General features: G+C 55.1%; 19 protein-coding genes and 5 tRNA genes. 16 read left to right on the top strand and 8 right to left on the bottom strand.

Annotated features, from left to right (window positions below; translation table 11 throughout):
- Positions 1-168: 168 nt before the first annotated feature.
- The 5 genes from HNQ50_RS10760 (at position 169) to corA (ending at position 5,190) form a co-directional block, all read left to right on the top strand.
- The gene (locus HNQ50_RS10760; protein WP_184100502.1) at positions 169-771 is read left to right on the top strand and encodes a MarC family protein; all 603 of its coding nucleotides are present in this window, start codon (positions 169-171) and stop codon (positions 769-771) included.
- 182 nt (positions 772-953) lie between these two features.
- Positions 954-1,610 carry a ribose-5-phosphate isomerase RpiA gene (rpiA, locus tag HNQ50_RS10755; protein WP_184100500.1) on the top strand — a complete coding sequence of 219 codons (657 nt, stop codon included), beginning with the start codon at positions 954-956 and terminating at the stop codon, positions 1,608-1,610.
- Between the two features lie 121 nt (positions 1,611-1,731).
- Positions 1,732-2,448: a phosphate signaling complex protein PhoU gene (gene phoU / locus HNQ50_RS10750; RefSeq protein ID WP_184100499.1), complete on the top strand. Its 717-nt coding sequence runs from the start codon at positions 1,732-1,734 to the stop codon at positions 2,446-2,448.
- Between the two features lie 208 nt (positions 2,449-2,656).
- Complete coding sequence (gene ppx / locus HNQ50_RS10745; RefSeq protein ID WP_184100497.1) at positions 2,657-4,132, top strand: exopolyphosphatase; 1,476 nt, start codon at positions 2,657-2,659, stop codon at positions 4,130-4,132.
- 80 nt (positions 4,133-4,212) lie between these two features.
- On the top strand, positions 4,213-5,190 hold the full coding sequence (gene corA / locus HNQ50_RS10740) for a magnesium/cobalt transporter CorA (RefSeq protein ID WP_246428677.1): 978 nt from the start codon (positions 4,213-4,215) through the stop codon (positions 5,188-5,190).
- Positions 5,191-5,268: 78 nt separating this feature from the next.
- On the opposite strand, the gene HNQ50_RS10735 is transcribed toward corA, so the two are convergent.
- From HNQ50_RS10735 to lgt, 6 genes are all read right to left on the bottom strand, one after another.
- On the bottom strand, positions 5,269-5,577 hold the full coding sequence (locus HNQ50_RS10735) for a hypothetical protein (RefSeq protein ID WP_184100493.1): 309 nt from the start codon (positions 5,575-5,577) through the stop codon (positions 5,269-5,271).
- A 2-nt stretch (positions 5,578-5,579) separates the two neighbouring features.
- Positions 5,580-6,188 carry a peptidoglycan-binding domain-containing protein gene (locus tag HNQ50_RS10730; protein WP_184100491.1) on the bottom strand — a complete coding sequence of 203 codons (609 nt, stop codon included), beginning with the start codon at positions 6,186-6,188 and terminating at the stop codon, positions 5,580-5,582.
- On the bottom strand, positions 6,142-6,738 hold the full coding sequence (locus HNQ50_RS10725) for a PAAR domain-containing protein (protein ID WP_184100489.1): 597 nt from the start codon (positions 6,736-6,738) through the stop codon (positions 6,142-6,144). Before HNQ50_RS10725 ends, HNQ50_RS10730 begins: the two co-directional genes overlap by 47 nt.
- Positions 6,735-7,439 (bottom strand): hypothetical protein, encoded by a 705-nt coding sequence (locus HNQ50_RS10720; RefSeq protein ID WP_221303132.1) that lies wholly within the window; start codon positions 7,437-7,439, stop codon positions 6,735-6,737. Before HNQ50_RS10720 ends, HNQ50_RS10725 begins: the two co-directional genes overlap by 4 nt.
- A 241-nt stretch (positions 7,440-7,680) precedes the next feature.
- Positions 7,681-8,193, bottom strand: a complete 513-nt coding sequence (locus tag HNQ50_RS10715; protein WP_184100487.1) for a DUF456 domain-containing protein — start codon at positions 8,191-8,193, stop codon at positions 7,681-7,683.
- A 143-nt stretch (positions 8,194-8,336) separates the two neighbouring features.
- Positions 8,337-9,194, bottom strand: a complete 858-nt coding sequence (gene lgt, locus HNQ50_RS10710) for a prolipoprotein diacylglyceryl transferase (RefSeq protein WP_184100484.1) — start codon at positions 9,192-9,194, stop codon at positions 8,337-8,339.
- Between the two features lie 204 nt (positions 9,195-9,398).
- Here lgt and ilvD point away from each other — a divergent pair, with 204 nt between their 5' ends.
- Positions 9,399-11,255, top strand: coding sequence for a dihydroxy-acid dehydratase (gene ilvD / locus HNQ50_RS10705; RefSeq protein ID WP_184100482.1), 1,857 nt, complete (start codon positions 9,399-9,401; stop codon positions 11,253-11,255).
- A gap of 60 nt (positions 11,256-11,315) precedes the next feature.
- On the top strand, positions 11,316-11,633 hold the full coding sequence (locus HNQ50_RS10700) for an MGMT family protein (protein ID WP_184100480.1): 318 nt from the start codon (positions 11,316-11,318) through the stop codon (positions 11,631-11,633).
- A 76-nt stretch (positions 11,634-11,709) separates the two neighbouring features.
- On the opposite strand, the gene HNQ50_RS10695 is transcribed toward HNQ50_RS10700, so the two are convergent.
- Complete coding sequence (locus HNQ50_RS10695; protein ID WP_184100478.1) at positions 11,710-12,756, bottom strand: Ig-like domain-containing protein; 1,047 nt, start codon at positions 12,754-12,756, stop codon at positions 11,710-11,712.
- Positions 12,757-13,126: 370 nt separating this feature from the next.
- Positions 13,127-13,202: transfer RNA gene (locus HNQ50_RS10690), tRNA-Phe, on the bottom strand.
- A 497-nt stretch (positions 13,203-13,699) separates the two neighbouring features.
- On the opposite strand from HNQ50_RS10690, the gene HNQ50_RS10685 reads away from it, so the two are divergent.
- From HNQ50_RS10685 to rplA, 9 genes are all read left to right on the top strand, one after another.
- Positions 13,700-13,784 (top strand) — tRNA-Tyr (locus HNQ50_RS10685).
- A 90-nt stretch (positions 13,785-13,874) separates the two neighbouring features.
- Positions 13,875-13,948: transfer RNA gene (locus HNQ50_RS10680), tRNA-Gly, on the top strand.
- 8 nt (positions 13,949-13,956) lie between these two features.
- Positions 13,957-14,031: transfer RNA gene (locus HNQ50_RS10675), tRNA-Thr, on the top strand.
- Positions 14,032-14,075: 44 nt separating this feature from the next.
- On the top strand, positions 14,076-15,266 hold the full coding sequence (tuf, locus tag HNQ50_RS10670; protein ID WP_184100476.1) for an elongation factor Tu: 1,191 nt from the start codon (positions 14,076-14,078) through the stop codon (positions 15,264-15,266).
- A gap of 51 nt (positions 15,267-15,317) precedes the next feature.
- Positions 15,318-15,393, top strand: a tRNA-Trp gene (locus HNQ50_RS10665).
- Positions 15,394-15,465: 72 nt separating this feature from the next.
- Entirely contained in the window at positions 15,466-15,819 is a 354-nt protein-coding gene (secE, locus tag HNQ50_RS10660) for a preprotein translocase subunit SecE (RefSeq protein ID WP_184100474.1), read from the top strand.
- A gap of 18 nt (positions 15,820-15,837) precedes the next feature.
- On the top strand, positions 15,838-16,371 hold the full coding sequence (nusG, locus tag HNQ50_RS10655; RefSeq protein ID WP_184100473.1) for a transcription termination/antitermination protein NusG: 534 nt from the start codon (positions 15,838-15,840) through the stop codon (positions 16,369-16,371).
- Positions 16,372-16,456: 85 nt separating this feature from the next.
- Positions 16,457-16,888, top strand: coding sequence for a 50S ribosomal protein L11 (gene rplK / locus HNQ50_RS10650; protein WP_184100471.1), 432 nt, complete (start codon positions 16,457-16,459; stop codon positions 16,886-16,888).
- A gap of 1 nt (position 16,889) precedes the next feature.
- Positions 16,890-17,585: a 50S ribosomal protein L1 gene (gene rplA / locus HNQ50_RS10645; protein WP_184100469.1), complete on the top strand. Its 696-nt coding sequence runs from the start codon at positions 16,890-16,892 to the stop codon at positions 17,583-17,585.
- Positions 17,586-17,811 lie beyond the last annotated feature (226 nt).

The following is a 17,811-nucleotide window of genomic DNA, read 5'->3' as shown; positions in this document are numbered from 1 at the left end:
ATGCCGAGTCGGTCAATCGCGCAACCGCCTGAGCGGGGCCGGGCATGACTTGATACATTAAATGCGATCTATTCTCATTTATTATTCTGGATTGCCAAACTTAGATCAAGCCTGGGAAATTAAAGGCAGGTCAAATTATTACCAGACCGATATGCGAGAATGGCGCATATGACACATACATTCTTCTCCGCACTGGTCTTGCTACTGTTGGTGACCGATCCGCTGGGCGGTTTGCCGCTGTTTGTTTCCCTGCTAAAGAAAGTGCCGCGAGCGCGCCGGGTCAAGGTCATCTTGCGGGAAACGCTGGTGGCGTTTTGCATCTTGCTGGCGTTTATGGTGTTTGGTCAGGGCTTTTTGCAGGTCATGCATTTGTCCGAGACTTCGCTGGGCATTGCCGGTGGCATCATCCTGTTTTTGATCGCCCTCAGAATGATCTTCCCCAAGGCCGATGGCGTATTTGGGGATGGCGCGCCGTCTGGCGAACCCTTCATTGTGCCGCTGGCGGTGCCGCTGTTGGCGGGCCCTTCGGCCCTTGCCACCGTGCTGTTGCTGGTCTCGCACGATCCGGACCGACTGTGGGAATGGGTGGGTGCATTGGCGATCACCATGCTGATCTGTGGCCTGACCCTGTTGTTTTCCGAACGGATCAGCTACTGGCTGGGCGAGCGCCTGACCCAGGCCTTTGAACGCCTGATGGGCCTGATCTTGACGGCTATTGCCGTGGAAATGTTGCTGGCCGGTATTCGCACCTGGCTTTCCACTCTGCATTGAGCGCCGCGAACACAACCCTGCTGGCGTCGTTACGTTCCGTACCACACGTACTGTCTTCGTTTGGCGTGCCTCACCAGCACTGGGTCGTGTTAGCGGCTCCAGGCTAGCGTGCGCCTGCTACAATTGCGACCATTCACCGGCACCGGCCGGCACGCTGTTTTCCACTAACGGAGCTTGACCCGATGACGCAAAACGAACTGAAAGAAGCTGTAGGCCGCGCGGCCCTGCAATACGTGCCGGATGACTGCATTGTTGGCGTGGGCACAGGCTCGACGGCCAATTACTTTATTGATGCGCTGGGCACCATCAAGGGCCGGATCAAGGGTGCCGTGTCCTCGTCCGAAGCCAGCGTCAAGCGCCTGATGGGCCTTGGGATTGAAGTATTTGATCTCAACACCATCGACAAACTGCCGGTGTACGTGGATGGCGCGGATGAAATCAATCACCAGTTACAAATGATCAAGGGCGGCGGCGCGGCGCTGACGCGCGAGAAAATTGTCTCCGCCGTGGCCGAGAAATTCATCTGTATCGCGGACGAAAGCAAATACGTCAGCGTGCTGGGCAAATTTCCCGTCCCGGTAGAAGTGATCCCGATGGCGCGTTCTTACGTCGCCCGCGAGATCGTCAAACTGGGTGGCCACCCGGCCTATCGTGAAGGCGTGATTACAGATAACGGCAATGTGATTCTGGATGTCCATGGCTGGCAGGTTTCTGAGGCCACCAAGCTGGAAACCCAGTTGAACCAGATCGTCGGTGTGGTCACCAACGGTTTGTTTGCGTGTCGTCGTGCCGATGTCTTGTTGCTGGGCACGGCAGAAGGCGTCAAGACCTATAAGTAAAAATGGCGGGGTGCATGGCGGGTCAGGCTGGCCTGCCATGGACTTGCAACATATTGGTAACAAACCCGTGTTATGTTACCGCGCTTAGATAACAAACCGCACTCAGTCGGAGACTGCCTCAATGGCCGAACACATTTCCAAGCAATTCGATACAGAACTTGAGGCAATTCGTTCCAACGTGCTGGGTATGGCGGGGCTGGTCGAAGAACAGGTTCGTCTGGCCATGGAAGCCCTGGCGTCCGGTGACCTTGTCATTGTGAACAAGGTGCTGGAACAGGAAGAACGTGTGAACCAGATGCACGTGCAACTGGATGACATGTGCATTCACATGATTGCCCGCCGCCAACCGGCCGCCGGTGATCTGCGTATGGTCATGACCGTGATCAAATCGGTGGAAGACCTGGAGCGCATTGGCGACAAGGCTGCCCGTATCTGCCGCCGTGCCAAGAACATTTATGACAGCGGCCGTCTGCAAGTACCGCGCTTTAACGAGCTCAATCACATCGCTGAAGACGCGCTGGATATGCTCTCCAAGGCGCTGGACGCATTTGCGCGCCTGGATGTGCTGCAAGCTACCCAGGTGATCCGTGACGATAGCCGTCTGGATGATGAATACCGCAGCCTGCAACGCCAGTTGATCACCTTGATGATGGAAGATCCACGCACCATTTCGCTGACGCTGGATATTCTGTGGATCGCCAAGGCGATCGAACGCATTGGTGATCTGGCCGTGAACGTGGCCGAGCAAGTGGTGTTCCTGGTCAAGGGTCTGGATATCCGCCACAAGAGCCAGGAAGAAGTTGAGCGCCTGATCCTGACCCCGCGCGAAGGCGAATGAGCTGCGTGGTGCCAACAGTGCACCGTGGTGGGTGGATGTGGATGAACGAAAAAAGCGGCCTTGAGCCGCTTTTTTCTTGTCTGCTTCATGCCAATTGGGTTGACCAGGTCATGTCGCCAATTGCCAGCCACGCCATCGTTCGCTATGTTGGGCTGACTGCGGCCGTCATCTGCCGCCTTTCACCTTGTTCAACCTACCTGGAATGCGCATGGCCGACGACCATTTGATCGCCGCCGTTGACCTCGGCTCCAACAGCTTTCGACTGCAAGTGGCGCGCGTGCTGGAAAGCACGGTGGTGCCGCTGGATACCTTTAAAGAAACCGTGCGCCTCGGTGCCGGTCTTGATGAACGCAATTACCTGACAGCAGACGCCCAACAGCAAGCGCTGGAGGCACTGGCTCGCTTTGGTGAGCGTCTGCGTGGCTTGCGCGCCGATCAGGTCCGCGCTGTGGCCACCAATACCTTCCGGGTCGCCAAAAACGGGCAGACCTTTTTACCCCAGGCCGAAGCCGCGCTGGGGTTTCCCATTGAAATCATCGGGGGTCGGGAAGAAGCACGGCTGATTTACCTGGGCGCCTCGCACAGCCTGCCATCCTCGCGGGAGAAGCGTCTGGTCGTGGACATCGGTGGTGGCTCCACCGAATTCATCGTCGGCCGCCAGCACACTCCCCTGGTTACTGAAAGTACCTTGATGGGTTGCGTGTCCTGGAGCCTGCGCTTTTTTCCCAATGGCATTATCACGCCTGACCGGATGGCGGCGGCGGAAATTGCGGCTGGGGAAGTCATCCAGCCACTGGAACAAGAGTTCCACGCGCGTCACTGGCAAATGGCCATCGGCACGTCTGGCACGGCGCGTTCATTGGCCGACGTAATGGAACTGAATGATATCGCCAGTGGTGGCATCACCCGCGCCGGCCTGACGCGTATCCGGCAGATCCTGCTGGAGGCCGGCCATGTGGACAAGGTCAAGCTCAACGGACTGCGGGATGACCGTCGCCCGGTGCTGGCCGGCGGCTTTGCCATCATGGCCGCAGTGTTTGACCTGTTGGGGATCGAGCGCATGCAGATCACCCAGGGCGCGCTGCGGGATGGTGTGCTGTATGACCTGCTTGGTCGCCACGGCCAACACGATATTCGTACCCAGACCGTCAACGGCTTTTTGCGCCGCTATCACGCCGATGCCGCGCAGGCGCAGCGGGTCGGCGCGCTGGCGCTGCATCTGGCACAAACCATGCCGCAGGTGAATGCGGCACTGGCGCTGGATGTGTACTACGCCGGCATGCTTCATGAGGTGGGGCGGTCGATCTCGCACACCAGCTATCACAAGCATTCCGCCTACATTCTGCAACACGCCGATATGCCAGGATTTTCCCGGCGCGAGCAAGCGCAACTGGCCTCTTTGGTCCTGGCTCAACGCGGCAAGCTGGAAAAAGCCGGCAAACCTTCCGGCGAAGCACTGTGGCAAGCGGTGCTGGCGCTGCGGCTGGCGTGCATTATTCACCGTGCCCGGCACGACGATCCTGATCCTGACTGTACGCTCAATGCCACCGGCAAGCGTTATACGCTCAAACTGCCCAAGGGCTGGCTGGATGCCCGCCCACTTACCCGGCATGCATTGATGGAGGAAACCCACGCATGGCAAACCGTCGGTCACGAACTGGCAATCACAGAACACAACGCGTAAGGCACCACCCGCGCGCAGACAAAGCCGGTTTGCAACCCGGAACCCTGGTTTATGTGGGAGATGCGCCCACGCAGGAGTCATTGGCAACCCTGATTGAATTCGGGCCGCAGACGGATGATCTGTCGTCGCATCCGCTGAGCCCGACCGATTGCAATCTACCCGCGCCCCGCCCCGATCACACCGTCTGGGTGAACGTGCACGGTTTGTCCAACACGGACTTCATCAAGACCATCGGTCGGCACTTTGGCCTGCATCCGCTGGTGATGGAGGACATCCTCAATACCGGCCAGCGCGCCAAGGTGGAGGTCTACCAGGGTTATCTGTTCATTACCGCGCGCCTTGTGCATGCGGATGACAACGCGGATATCGAAAGCGAACAGATCGCCATCGTGCTGGGCCAGAACTGGGTGCTGACCTTTCAGGAGCGCCCGACAGGCTCGTTCAAGGGGATACGCGAGGCGCTGCAAAACGAACAATCGCAGCTACGCCGCTGGGGGGCGGATTACCTGGTGTACTCCATGCTCGACAAACTGGTGGACCGCTACTTCACCGTGCTGGAAGCCATTGGTGAGCGTATTGAAGCCGTGGAAGACAGTTTTGAGGCGGGCATCGGCCCTGATCATCTGGGAGAAATCCAGAATCTGCGGCGCTCTTTGCTGGCGGTCAAACGCGGGCTATGGCCGCTGCGCGAAATGATCAACACCTTGCAGCGCGATGAGCCTGATTTCTTTCGCACGGAAACCCAGCTTTATCTGCGGGACGTGTATGACCATACCGTGCAGCTGATCGAAAGCGTGGAGGCGCTGCGAGATCTGGTGGGCAGCCTGCAGGATACCTACCTGTCTTTGCAATCTCACCGCATGAACCTGCAAATGCGCGTGCTGACCGTGATTACCACCATCTTTCTGCCGCTGAGCCTGTTGGCGGGTATTTATGGCATGAACTTTGAGAATATTCCGGAGTTGCATACGCACAATGGCTATTACGTGTTGCTGGGCGTGATGGTGGCCATTGCAGTTAGCCTGGCCGGTTATTTCAAGTACAAGCGCTGGTTTTGAGTGGATTGAGTACAAGTTAGCAGGATGAGGCGGTGTATGCTTTATATCAATGACAAGCAAAGATCCGCCGCCTTCCTGTTACTCATAACTAGACACTGCATCATTCTCCTTGATGGTTTTTTTGATGATCGCCATCATTTCCTTGTTTTTCTTATATTTTTTATTCAGATTTGCATGCTGGCTATGCGCTTTTGAACAATATTTATCAATGTTGCTGTTGATGTCAGATTTCTGCTGAGAGGATAGACTCACATCCCACTCACCTGCAAAATGTTGGCAATTCTCTGAGTTTGAAATAAAAGATTTGATATCTGGCGGGATTTTGTTTGTCTGCCCTAAAACAATCACTGGCACACATAATGTTAGAAACATGATTGACTTTTTCACGATTATTTTCCGTCCGATGACCAGTGTGGTTTGTCTTTTGCCCCCAATTTGAATTTTATTACTCCATAGCTTTCTCCAATTTTGTGTAATTCGCTATTCATTCCATTTTTTACCCCTTCCTTTATTTCGATCTCTTTGCCGGAGGCGTCGGATATAGTGAGAACTTTGGATGACCAAGCAATGGACATGTCAATTGCTTTTCCTTCTGTGTGCCTGCTACTCAATGCAGGCGCGACCTTTAATCCGTCCATCCCATAACTGCTTACCATGGACTTGGCTGCCTGAATGGATTTTTCTTCATCGCCATGATCCCACTCAATTAAAATGCCACTTCTGGCGGGGACTTTTTCTGGCTTCACTTTCTTGTGGGCAATCTTCCAGGACCAATGCATGAGATATGCTCTTTCGGGAGGCCTGAAAGTGGCGGCGATGTAAACTGTCGCTTTTGCAAGTCTCAGCGCAGCAAGAAAACTCTCTGTAGCAATTTTGAAATCCTCTTCAAGGTCGGCTGTATCGCTACTGCCGGGATACTTGGTGACCCATTGGGCACCACTCAATTCTTTTTCAGCTATGGTCACAACAACAGGGGTCGGTTCCGTGGTCGGTGTCATGCGGTGCTGTTGTATTGTTGTCATGGTAGGGGACCTCAATTTTTGCGTTTGCTGCATAGGATGCCGAGACGATCTGGGTTAAACCGTTCAAGTCTGTTGTTCCGATAAATTCTTCGCCACTTTCAAGTGTTATTTTGTATGAAGTATTTATCTGTGGTAATTGTGTTTTTTTGCTTTTTATCAGAAATTGTAGATTAAACGGAAGGTCGCCCGCAGAGTTTTGACGAGCCATTTTGGCTGGAGTAATTCTGGCCTTCTCGCGATTGACATGAATTATAAAGTCATGCCTTGAAGGTAGCATAATCGGATGGTTTGGGCATTTGCAATAAACTTTGGCCCCGCTGACCAGGACCTGCTTGCCTTCAATATTGAAATCTGGTTGGCAATCATTGTAAACAGCCCCAGTTGAATGGCATTGTGGGCAGGTTGCAATGTCCCCTTCAATGCCCACAGGCGCGTTGTGATGAATGACACCGTTGCCCGAGGCGATAAGCATTCCTCCCCGAGTGGTTTTATCTCCATATCGTAGGGCGTAGCGAATTTCGGTCATGAAATACCCCCTTCTTTGTAAAAATCATTAAATTTTTCAATTGGAACGAAAAGCCATTGAGCGAAATTGAAGTCATAGAACGCGAGCTGGCTGACGGTACCGACTGCGTGTTGGGCGGGCAGAGCTGCGATGGCTAACGAAACCTGCTGTAGACGCTGCTGCTCATCCATCAGTGCAAATGACAGATCATGCTCTTTGTGAGCAAACAAGCCTGCCTGCTCGCGCAGGAAAACGTAATGCGCGAGATCTTCATCAGGAATGTGTATTTCAATATAAAGGGGGATCGATTGATCCGATTGAATCGTGTCCAGGGCGTAGACACTAGCAAGGCCCCCTTGAGTGCGCCGAAAGATCTTACGATCGGCTGCAGCCCAGCCAAAATGAACAAAGTAATGAAGCTGGCCATAATTTGCATCAATCAGATCACGTGGATCAAAAGATGAGGCAGGGAGGACGCGCCATTGTTCTCCGGGTTTGCATGAAAATGCTGCTGCAAGATATGCGTCGAAAAGAGAAAGGTATGTGGCCAGACCTTTGCCTTTTGTGGGGTCGGTATCATCAAGAAATTCACAGCTTGCGAGGCAATAGTCAGGCGCTACTTTTGTCGATTGATAGCGGACAAGAATATAAAGATTCGGCGCGCTATGTATGAAGTGGCCGCAAGGATGTGGCTGTATGTAGTCCGCGCTCACTTGGTTCACTCTCCCTCATCCAGATCAGAACTGAACACGGAACATACGCAAACCTGGTCGAACCAGTTACGAACATTGGGCTCAGAAATATTTCAGCAGGATGCTACGTGGGAGGCTATGAGCCGCTTGACGCGTGTCAAACAAAAAACGGTGCGTAGATTCTATCGGGTAAGCAATCCAACGCTGGTCTAGTCGTGGCGTAGGCTTGAGGTTGGTTTTAGGGAATGCCTGAAATAAATGCTGTATTGCGTTACGGGTGGTTGAATAACCACACCGACAGGAAGATGCCCAGCATCATGAGGGCGATGGCGACTTTGGCGATCGCCCCGAGCACCAGGCCAAGCCAGGTGGCTACGCCGGCTTTGCCGGCTTGTACCACGCTGCGGCGGGCATAAAGCTCGCCCAGCACTGCGCCAATGAACGGTCCGAGGATCAGCCCCGGAATGCCGAAGAACATGCCGACAAAAGAGCCCAGCACGGCGCCGCTGACCGCCTGTTTGCTGGCACCGGCATGTTTGGCCCCGAGTGCACTGGCCATCCAGTCCAGCACGGCAGAAAACAGCATCAGGACCAGCAAGATACCCAGGGTGATATAGCCCACGCGGGTAAAACCGTCGATCCAGGCTGCCACCAGCATGCCGAAGAACAGAAATGGTGTGCCGGGCAACATGGGCAGAACGGTGCCGACAAGGCCCGTCAGCATCAGCCCGATGGCGACCAGCCACCACCAGATATTGCCATCGGCCAGCAGGGTTTCGGACATGTGAAGATACCTGTGAAAGACAATCCACTGGACACTAGCACAGGCGCCAGTTTCGCGATGTGGGCCACGCAATATGTGCTGCGGATCGGCAATAAAAAAAAACACCGCGGTGACGGTGCTTTTTCTTTGGCTCAGGCCCAGACTCAGACGCGGTCGCGCCCGCGGGACGACCACCAGAACAAATGCAGCCCCAGCAGAATCATCGGCAGCGACAACCACTGGCCCATGGAAAGGCCAAATTGCAGCAGTCCGAGGAAATCATCCGGCTCGCGGGTGAATTCCACACAGAAGCGGCACAGGCCGTAGCCGAACATGAACAAGCCGGAGATCTGGCCGGTTTTTCGTGGTTGGGTGGAGTAGCCGTACAGCACCACAAACAACAACAAGCCTTCGGTCAACATCTCGTACAGTTGGGACGGGTGACGCGGCAACATGCCGTATTCCACCAACCATTGTTGCCATTGCGGGCTGCGCAGCGCGGCAGCTGCATCGGCGTTGGCGGCAGACGGAAAACCCATGGACCACGGCAGGGTAGGGCTGGTGACGCGGCCCCATAGCTCGCCATTGATGAAATTGCCCAGCCGGCCAAACAACAGCCCCAACGGCACCAGTGGGGCGATAAAGTCGGTTACGGCAAAAAAGCGGCGCCGGGTTCTGTAGGCAAATACCCACATGGCAACCAGCACGCCGATAAAGCCACCATGGAAAGACATACCGCCTTCCCACACTTTGAAAATATCGAACGGATGGCTGAAATAAAAATCCGGCTTATAGAACAATACATAACCAAGACGCCCGCCCAGAATCACCCCAAGCACGCCATAGAACAACAGGTCATCCAGTTCGTTCAATTGCCAGCCCGCGGGGCGGCCAAGCTTGATGCGACGGCGGCCCAGCACCAAAAACAGCAGGAAGCCGACCAGGTACATCAGCCCGTACCAGTGGATCGCGATCGGACCGATTTTCACGGCGACCGGGTTGAAATGCGGGTGAATTAGCATGTGAGGCGGGCTTTTGGATAAAATCGGGCATTATACAGCAACGCCTTTTAACCCAAACGCGCCAAAAGCCTGTTTCACTCAACGGATTGCGCCACCCACACCCCGGGTACGGACGCGGTTCGCGGTATGCTTGAGTCATTCATCAAACGGTGGTTTCTGCTGCATGTGACAGCAGGGCCTTTCCGGTTTTTCAGGACACGTAATATGCCAGCCTATCGTTCCCGCACTTCTACCCACGGCCGCAATATGGCCGGTGCCCGCGCCTTGTGGCGTGCTACCGGCATGAAAGATGACGATTTCGGCAAGCCGATCATCGCCATTGCCAACTCCTTCACCCAGTTCGTGCCCGGCCACGTGCATCTGCATAACCTGGGCCAGCTGGTGGCGCGCGAAATTGAAAAAGCCGGCGGCATTGCCAAAGAATTCAACACCATTGCCGTCGATGACGGTATCGCCATGGGCCACGGCGGCATGCTGTACAGCCTGCCCAGCCGCGATCTGATCGCAGATTCGGTGGAGTACATGGTGAACGCCCACTGTGCCGATGCACTGGTGTGTATTTCCAATTGCGACAAGATCACCCCGGGGATGTTGATGGCCGCCATGCGCCTCAATATTCCGGTGATCTTTGTTTCCGGCGGGCCAATGGAGGCCGGCAAGGTGAACTGGCGCGGTGAAGAGCGTCACGTTGACTTGATCGACGCCATGATTGAAGCCGCAAACCCGAATGTGTCGGATGCTGAAGTGGCCTCCATGGAGCGTTCTGCCTGCCCAACCTGTGGCTCTTGCTCCGGGATGTTCACCGCCAACTCCATGAACTGCCTGACCGAGGCACTGGGGCTGTCATTGCCAGGCAATGGCTCGCTGCTGGCGACCCACGCAGACCGCAAACAGTTGTTCTTGCAGGCTGGCCGCACCATTGTCGAGCTGGCACGTCGCTATTATGAGCAGGAAGACCAGTCTGTCCTGCCACGCAATATCGCTACGGTGGAAGCCTTTGAAAACGCCATGAGTCTCGATGTGGCGATGGGCGGCTCCACCAACACCGTGCTGCACTTGCTGGCGGCTGCTTCTGAAGCCGGTGTGGACTTCAAGATGGCGCAGATCGACGCGATCAGCCGCAAAGTACCGTGCCTGGCCAAGGTGGCCCCGGCCACACAGAAATACCATATGGAAGACGTGCACCGTGCCGGTGGTGTGATGGCCATTCTGGCCGAACTGGATCGCGCGGGCCTGATCAAGCGTGATGTCAGTACTGTACATGCCCCGACCATGGCCGACGCACTGGCCAAGTGGGACATCATGCAGGCCGAAAACGACAGCGTCGCCCATCACTTCTACCGCGCTGCGCCGGGGGGCATCCCGACGACCATCGCTTTCTCGCAATCCATGCGTTACCCCACACTGGATAACGATCGTGCCGAGGGTTGTATCCGCAGCAAAGAACACGCCTACAGTCAGGACGGCGGTCTGGCCGTGCTCTACGGCAATATTGCCGAGCGGGGTTGTATTGTAAAAACAGCGGGCGTGGATGATTCCATCCTGAAGTTCTCTGGCCGGGCGCGCGTGTTCCAGAGCCAGGATGATGCAGTTGAAGCTATTCTTGCAGACCAGGTGGTTGCGGGTGACGTGGTCGTGATCGTGTACGAAGGCCCCAAGGGTGGCCCAGGTATGCAAGAAATGCTGTACCCGACCTCATACCTTAAGTCCAAGGGCTTGGGCAAAGCCTGCGCCCTGCTGACAGATGGCCGTTTCTCTGGCGGGACATCGGGCCTCTCGATTGGTCATGCATCGCCGGAAGCCGCCGAAGGTGGCGCGATTGGCCTTGTGCAAGAGGGCGATGCCATCGATATCGATATCCCCAATCGCACTATCAACTTGCGGGTAACCGACGAAGAACTCGCCCACCGCCGTGCAAAGATGGAAGCGAAAGGCAAAGACGCCTGGAAACCGGTGGATCGTGAACGCTTTGTCAGCGCCGCGCTGCGCGCTTATGCGGCCATGACCACCAGTGCCGATACCGGCGCGGTGCGTGATGTGTCGCAAGTGGAACGCAAGTAAGCATAAACAACACCATGCAACGGGACGGTTCTGCCGTCCCGTTTTTATTTGGAGCAACGCATGACCGCAAAAAGCCATGCCATCCGCCTTGCCGTGCAGACGGTGGTGCTGCAAATCCCGAAAGGGAAGGTATGTACCTATGGTGCGGTAGCCCGCCTTGCCGGCTTTCCACGCAATGCACGCATGGTGGGGCGCTGTATGGACGATGGCATTCCGTGGTATCGGGTAGTGAACAGCCAGGGCCGCATCAGTCCGCGCGGACTGGATGGGAATGATGACTTGCAGCGGTTTTTGCTGGAGGCGGAAGGGGTGGAGTTTGGGAGTGGAGGGAGGATCGATCTGGAGCAATATGGTTGGTTCGGTGAAGCAGGCGATTGAACCTGCCTGTCTAAATAAACAAGCCCCCTTGGCAGTCACTGCCAAGGGGGCTTGTTTTTAAGCTAGCTTTTCTTGATTAACAACCAGTTGAAATGGTCGTGCTGCCAATAGTCTGGGTGCCAAACTGGTTCGGAGTTGAGTTGAACGGGCTGCATTGTCCCGGCGGGGCGACGGTTACATCTTTATAAACAGCAGCTTGCCCGGTTAAGGTGAATTGCATCGTGTCTGTCGTTGCGCCACCGATCAGGCTAGTCGTCGCCGTCACGCTGACATCTGCCCAATAGGCAAAGCTCTTCGCATAGATCACGTTAAAAGTGACAAAACCGGTGGAATCCGTAACGAGAGTGGTGGACGGAGAAATCGTCGCGGGATTGCAATTGCCCCCAGAAGTACAATCAATTCTGCTGGAAACGTGCTGTGCCCAGGTTGTTGCACCGGTGGGGACGTAAAAGTAGCCCTGATACCAGTTCAACGGTGTAATGGTAAGTTGAACGGTTGCGTTGGGCATCGGGTTGCCGCTGGCGTCGGTTACCAGTGCGTTGTACGGCACTTCCCAGCGGGTGGTGTCCAGTTCGGCTACGCCATTGCCAGCGCCCAGCTTGATGGACGCTGCGGTATTACCCATGATGTTCAGCGTGGCTGTTTGCTGGATCGAATCGGCAGTAACAGTAACAGTGATCGAGCCAGATGTCGCACCTGCGGGGGCTGTGACGCTGAAGGTGACAAGGCCGCTAGCATCCGTAACACCGCCATTGGAGATGTTTGCAATGGCGCCGCTGGACGTTGCCACGGTGATTGCCTTGTTGGCCAGCAAGATATTGTTGGCATCCAGAACACGAGCAGTCACATTCACGGCGCTAGTCGCAGAGACATTGGTGCTACTCAGCAGCAAAGTCAGCTTGGCCGCTGGCGTTGTTGTCGTAGAGCCGGTAGTAGAGGTGCTGGATGTGCTCGAACCATTAAGGAGCGAGTTGCCATTTGCTGCGCCATTACAACCCGACAGGGCAATAGCGGCAGCAACAGCCGGCAGCGCCAGGAATTTCAGTACCGGAAAGAAATTGCTCACCGGCCGCTTGAATACTTTCATTTTCGCTTCCTCGGGGTATTTCAATTGAATGTTCAACAGATTTTGCTGGTCAGCGGAATTCGGCAATTGGCGAATTGTTTGCTGGCGTTACTGGTAAGGGATTAGACGATACTGATAATCACGTTGGCAATTACTAAAGCGCCAAGTGTGGCGTCATGTACACGCTCGGGACAGAACCATAATCGCCTGTGAAAAGGCTGGGTAAGCGCGACAGGAAGAGCGGTGAGGGTCGCCAGATGAACGGTGATGGGCGCACCACCAGGTTTCGCGATTTGTTTTGCCCGGCAGATAGATATTACAAATGCATTGCGCAAATCCATTGCAGATTGGCAATTGGGCATCGAATGCGATTTGCATAAAGCGAAATGCAAAAAAGCCGACTCAAAGAGTCGGCTTTTCCATAATCTGGTGGCCAGTCGCGGAATCGAACCACGGACACGCGGATTTTCAATCCGCTGCTCTACCAACTGAGCTAACTGGCCTTCGAGAGGACCGAATTAAACACTATGGGCATTTTGGTGTCAACACTTCTGCAAGAAAATATTCATAAGTCCGCAAAAGGTAAAGGAATTTGACTGATGCACTCTCATGGCAGCGGCGTGGGTGCTTGTCGGTTTGTCCCGAGGTGGGGGGGGTGTCGGGGCAGGTCACCGCGCGCACGCGCGCACGAGATACATACGCACCATACTTGTGGTGAAAGGGCAAGTCCTGGTGGTGTTCCGCTAAAACGAACTGCACAGAGGGCAGGATTGGTTCGGAGAAGGTAGAAAAATGAGCAGTAGGCAGGTTTATTTGCACTATTTTGGCAAGTTGGGCCTGGGCGCCAAGGGCGGTCTGAGAGGGCGAGGACGGCCTTCTGTAGGTGGAAGAGCGTAAAAAATTTCGCCTTTTTTCAAAGACATGACGCTTTTGTTGTGATCTTGTGGGCGAAAGTGTTTGACAGGGGCGGGGGCTCTAGCCATAATGCGCTCCTCATTCAGGAGGGATTCCCGAGCGGTCAAAGGGATCAGACTGTAAATCTGACGGCTCTGCCTTCGAAGGTTCGAATCCTTCTCCCTCCACCAGATTACGCGGCGTGAAGTATATCCGCTCCCCGTGATGAGACTAATTAAATATATGTTGTTCGTATTTAGATAGTTTTTGTTCCGGATAAAGCGGGTGTAGCTCAATGGTAGAGCAGAAGCCTTCCAAGCTTATGACGAGGGTTCGATTCCCTTCACCCGCTCCAAAGAATGCGCTGATGTAGCTCAGGGGTAGAGCACTCCCTTGGTAAGGGAGAGGTCGTGGGTTCAATTCCCACCATCAGCTCCACCATTATTCGCTGGTATATTTCAGGTTCTCGAGAAGGAAATATCATGGCTAAGGAAAAGTTTGCGCGTACGAAGCCGCACGTCAACGTTGGTACCATCGGTCACGTTGACCACGGCAAGACCACGCTGACCGCAGCGATCACCACCATTCTGTCCAAGAAGTTCGGTGGCGAAGCCAAAGACTACTCCCAGATTGACAGCGCGCCGGAAGAAAAGGCTCGCGGTATCACGATCAACACCGCACACGTTGAATACGAAACCGCAACCCGCCACTACGCGCACGTCGACTGCCCGGGTCACGCTGACTATGTGAAGAACATGATTACCGGTGCTGCGCAGATGGACGGCGCGATCCTGGTGTGTTCGGCTGCTGACGGCCCCATGCCGCAAACCCGCGAGCACATCCTGCTGGCCCGCCAGGTTGGCGTTCCGTACATCCTCGTGTTCCTGAACAAGTGCGACATGGTGGATGACGCCGAGCTGCTGGAACTGGTTGAAATGGAAGTGCGTGACCTGCTGTCCAAGTACGACTTCCCGGGTGATGACACCCCGATCATCCACGGCTCCGCCATGCTGGCCCTGAACGGCGACCAATCGGAAATCGGCGAACCCGCCATCTTCCGTCTGGCCGACGCACTGGACAGCTACATTCCGGAACCGGAGCGTGCCATCGACGGTACCTTCCTGATGCCGGTTGAAGATGTGTTCTCGATCTCTGGTCGCGGTACTGTTGTGACCGGTCGTGTTGAGCGCGGCATCATCAAGGTTGGCGAAGAACTGGAAGTCGTGGGTATCGTTCCGACCGTCAAGACCACTTGCACCGGCGTGGAAATGTTCCGCAAGCTGCTGGATCAAGGTCAGGCTGGCGACAACATCGGCGCGCTGCTGCGTGGTACCAAGCGTGAAGACGTCCAGCGTGGTCAGGTTCTGGCCAAGCCGGGCTCCATCACCCCGCATACCAAGTTCACTGCCGAGATCTACGTGCTGTCCAAGGATGAAGGTGGTCGTCACACCCCGTTCTTCAGCAACTACCGTCCGCAGTTCTACTTCCGTACTACCGACGTGACTGGCGCGATCAGCCTGCCGGAAGGTACTGAAATGGTGATGCCAGGTGACAACGTGACTATCACTGTTGCCCTGATCGCCCCGATCGCCATGGAACAAGGTCTGCGCTTCGCGATCCGCGAAGGTGGCCGTACCGTTGGCGCTGGCGTTGTTGCCAAGATCGTTGAGTAAAGAGCTTCACAATAAAGGTGAGGGTGGTATATAATTCCGCCCTTTCCCCGTAGGCGAGTAGCTCAATTGGTAGAGCACCGGTCTCCAAAACCGGGGGTTGGGGGTTCGAAACCCTCCTCGCCTGCCACGGTTTAGTTTTGGGGCCGTTTCCAGTGGGGAACGGCTCTATTTTATTTTGTGATCCAGATTAAGCAGGCTCATGGAAAGCGTCGACAAACTAAAAGTAACGGCTGCTGTCGCATTGGTGGCTATCGGTGTGGCTGGTTTTTACATCGTGCCTGCCAATCAGGGTGCATTGCGTGTTCTTGCAGTGATTGCCGGCTTGCTGCTGGCCGCTGCCACGGTCTGGTTTTCGCAGCCCGGTCGCGATTTCGTTGATTACGCGCGCGATTCTGTCAAAGAAGCGCAGAAAGTGGTCTGGCCATCTCGTAAAGAGACCTGGCAGGTCACTGGTATTGTGTTTGCGTTCGTTGGTGTGCTCGCGCTGTTCATGTGGGCTGTGGATTCAGGTCTGGCGTGGGTGTTCTACGACGTGATCCTTGGGCGTAAATAACAACCGCGAGGTATTTGTATGGCAATGCGTTGGTATGTGGTTCACGCCTATTCCGGCTTTGAGAAGAGTGTCCAGAAGGCGCTGAAAGAGCGCATTGAACGTGCTGGTGTGCAGCACATGTTCGGTCAGATTCTGGTGCCGGTCGAAGAAGTCATGGAAATCAAGGATGGTCGTAAAGCCTTGACCGAACGCAAGTTTTTCCCGGGTTACGTGCTCGTGGAAATGGATATGACTGACGAAACCTGGCACTTGGTGAAGTCCACCCCAAAGGTGACTGGTTTTGTGGGTGGTTCCGGTAATCGCCCGGCTCCGATTTCGCAGCGCGAAGTTGAGGCTATCCTGCATCAGATGCAGGAGGGTGTTGAGAAGCCCAAGCCCAAAATTCTGTTTGAAGTGGGCGAAGTGTTGCGCGTGACCGATGGTCCGTTCGCGGACTTCAATGCAACCGTTGAAGATATTGACTACGACAAGAGTCGTCTCAAGGTCTCCGTGTTGATTTTTGGTCGCGCAACGCCGGTTGATGTCGATTTTGGGCAGGTTGAAAAGGTCTAGGGCCGGATCAATCTGCAGTAGGTGCACCGCAAGGTGCTTTCGGGGAGCGGAGTAATCCGCGCTATACCCATTTTGGAGAAATACTGTGGCAAAGAAAATTGTCGGCTATATCAAGCTGCAAGTGCCCGCTGGTAAAGCCAATCCGTCGCCTCCTATCGGCCCGGCTCTTGGTCAGCGCGGTCTGAATATTATGGAATTCTGCAAGGCGTTCAACGCCCAGACCCAAGGCATTGAGCCGGGTCTGCCGATTCCGGTGGTGATTACTGCGTTTGCAGACAAGTCCTTCACTTTCGTGATGAAGAGCCCGCCCGCAACCATTCTGCTGAAGAAGGCTGCTGGTATCACCAAGGGTTCGCCGAAGCCGCATACCGACAAGGTTGGCAAGGTAACCCGCGCTCAGCTCGAAGAAATCGTGAAGACCAAGCAGGCTGACCTGACTGCTGCCAATATGGATGCTGCTGTGCGCATTCTGGCTGGTTCCGCCCGTTCCATGGGTCTTGAAGTGGAGGGTGTGTAACATGGCAAAGATTTCCAAGCGCCTCGCCGCCCTGAAGGCTAGTGTTGATCGCAACAAGTTCTACGCCGTTGATGAAGCCATTGCGCTGGTCAAGGGTGCTGCTACCGCCAAGTTCAACGAATCGATCGATATCGCCGTGAACCTGGGTATTGATGCACGTAAATCGGATCAGGTTGTTCGTGGTTCCGTTGTGCTGCCGAAGGGTACTGGCAAGCACGTGCGCGTTGCTGTGTTTACGCAAGGTGCCAACGCTGAAGCGGCCAAGGCTGCTGGTGCAGAGATCGTAGGTTTCGAAGACCTGGCTGAGTCCATCAAGGCTGGCAATATGGACTTCGACGTGGTGATCGCTTCCCCGGACGCGATGCGTATCGTGGGTCAACTGGGTCAGATCCTTGGTCCGCGTGGCCTGATGCCGAACCCGAAGGTTGGTACTGTGACTCCGAACGTTGCCGAGGCTGTGAAGAACGCCAAGGCCGGTCAGGTTCAATACCGTACCGACAAGGCTGGTATCGTTCACGCTACCATCGGTCGTGCTTCGTTTGAAGCTGCTGATCTGCGCGCCAACCTGGATGCGCTGGTCGATGCACTGCAAAAAGCAAAACCGGCTGCTGCCAAGGGTGTTTACCTGAAGAAGCTGGCCGTATCCAGCACGATGGGCGTCGGCGTTCGCGTTGATACCGCTTCGCTGGTTGCGTAATTAACTTTGGGCCCGGCTGGTTTGTTCCGGCCGGGAATGTCAAAGACCGCAGGTGCGACGCAAGTTGCTTAATGAAAGGCTGGCTGTAACAGGTCTTTATCCTGCGCAGACGGTGGTCCCAATAAGTCATGGTTTTTCCGCCCCTTGGGGTGGGCTCCTGATGGACTGGTCGCCGTTTGATTGGAGGTGTGCCCAAAGCGCACCTGTTCATAGCAAATGGAGGTAG

The organism is Silvimonas terrae (assembly GCF_014202765.1).
Classification (GTDB): domain Bacteria; phylum Pseudomonadota; class Gammaproteobacteria; order Burkholderiales; family Chitinibacteraceae; genus Silvimonas; species Silvimonas terrae.
This window is presented reverse-complemented; position numbering and strand designations above follow the sequence as displayed.

Bases quoted from the DNA above. Each gene is read 5' to 3' on its own strand.
- HNQ50_RS10760 (WP_184100502.1), top strand. From the start codon at position 169: ATGACACATACATTCTTCTCCGCACTGGTCTTGCTACTGTTGGTGACC.
- rpiA (WP_184100500.1), top strand. From the start codon at position 954: ATGACGCAAAACGAACTGAAAGAAGCTGTAGGCCGCGCGGCCCTGCAA.
- phoU (WP_184100499.1), top strand. From the start codon at position 1,732: ATGGCCGAACACATTTCCAAGCAATTCGATACAGAACTTGAGGCAATT.
- ppx (WP_184100497.1), top strand. From the start codon at position 2,657: ATGGCCGACGACCATTTGATCGCCGCCGTTGACCTCGGCTCCAACAGC.
- HNQ50_RS10730 (WP_184100491.1), bottom strand. From the start codon at position 6,188: ATGACACCGACCACGGAACCGACCCCTGTTGTTGTGACCATAGCTGAA.
- HNQ50_RS10725 (WP_184100489.1), bottom strand. From the start codon at position 6,738: ATGACCGAAATTCGCTACGCCCTACGATATGGAGATAAAACCACTCGG.
- HNQ50_RS10715 (WP_184100487.1), bottom strand. From the start codon at position 8,193: ATGTCCGAAACCCTGCTGGCCGATGGCAATATCTGGTGGTGGCTGGTC.
- lgt (WP_184100484.1), bottom strand. From the start codon at position 9,194: ATGCTAATTCACCCGCATTTCAACCCGGTCGCCGTGAAAATCGGTCCG.
- ilvD (WP_184100482.1), top strand. From the start codon at position 9,399: ATGCCAGCCTATCGTTCCCGCACTTCTACCCACGGCCGCAATATGGCC.
- HNQ50_RS10700 (WP_184100480.1), top strand. From the start codon at position 11,316: ATGACCGCAAAAAGCCATGCCATCCGCCTTGCCGTGCAGACGGTGGTG.
- tuf (WP_184100476.1), top strand. From the start codon at position 14,076: ATGGCTAAGGAAAAGTTTGCGCGTACGAAGCCGCACGTCAACGTTGGT.
- secE (WP_184100474.1), top strand. From the start codon at position 15,466: ATGGAAAGCGTCGACAAACTAAAAGTAACGGCTGCTGTCGCATTGGTG.
- nusG (WP_184100473.1), top strand. From the start codon at position 15,838: ATGGCAATGCGTTGGTATGTGGTTCACGCCTATTCCGGCTTTGAGAAG.
- rplA (WP_184100469.1), top strand. From the start codon at position 16,890: ATGGCAAAGATTTCCAAGCGCCTCGCCGCCCTGAAGGCTAGTGTTGAT.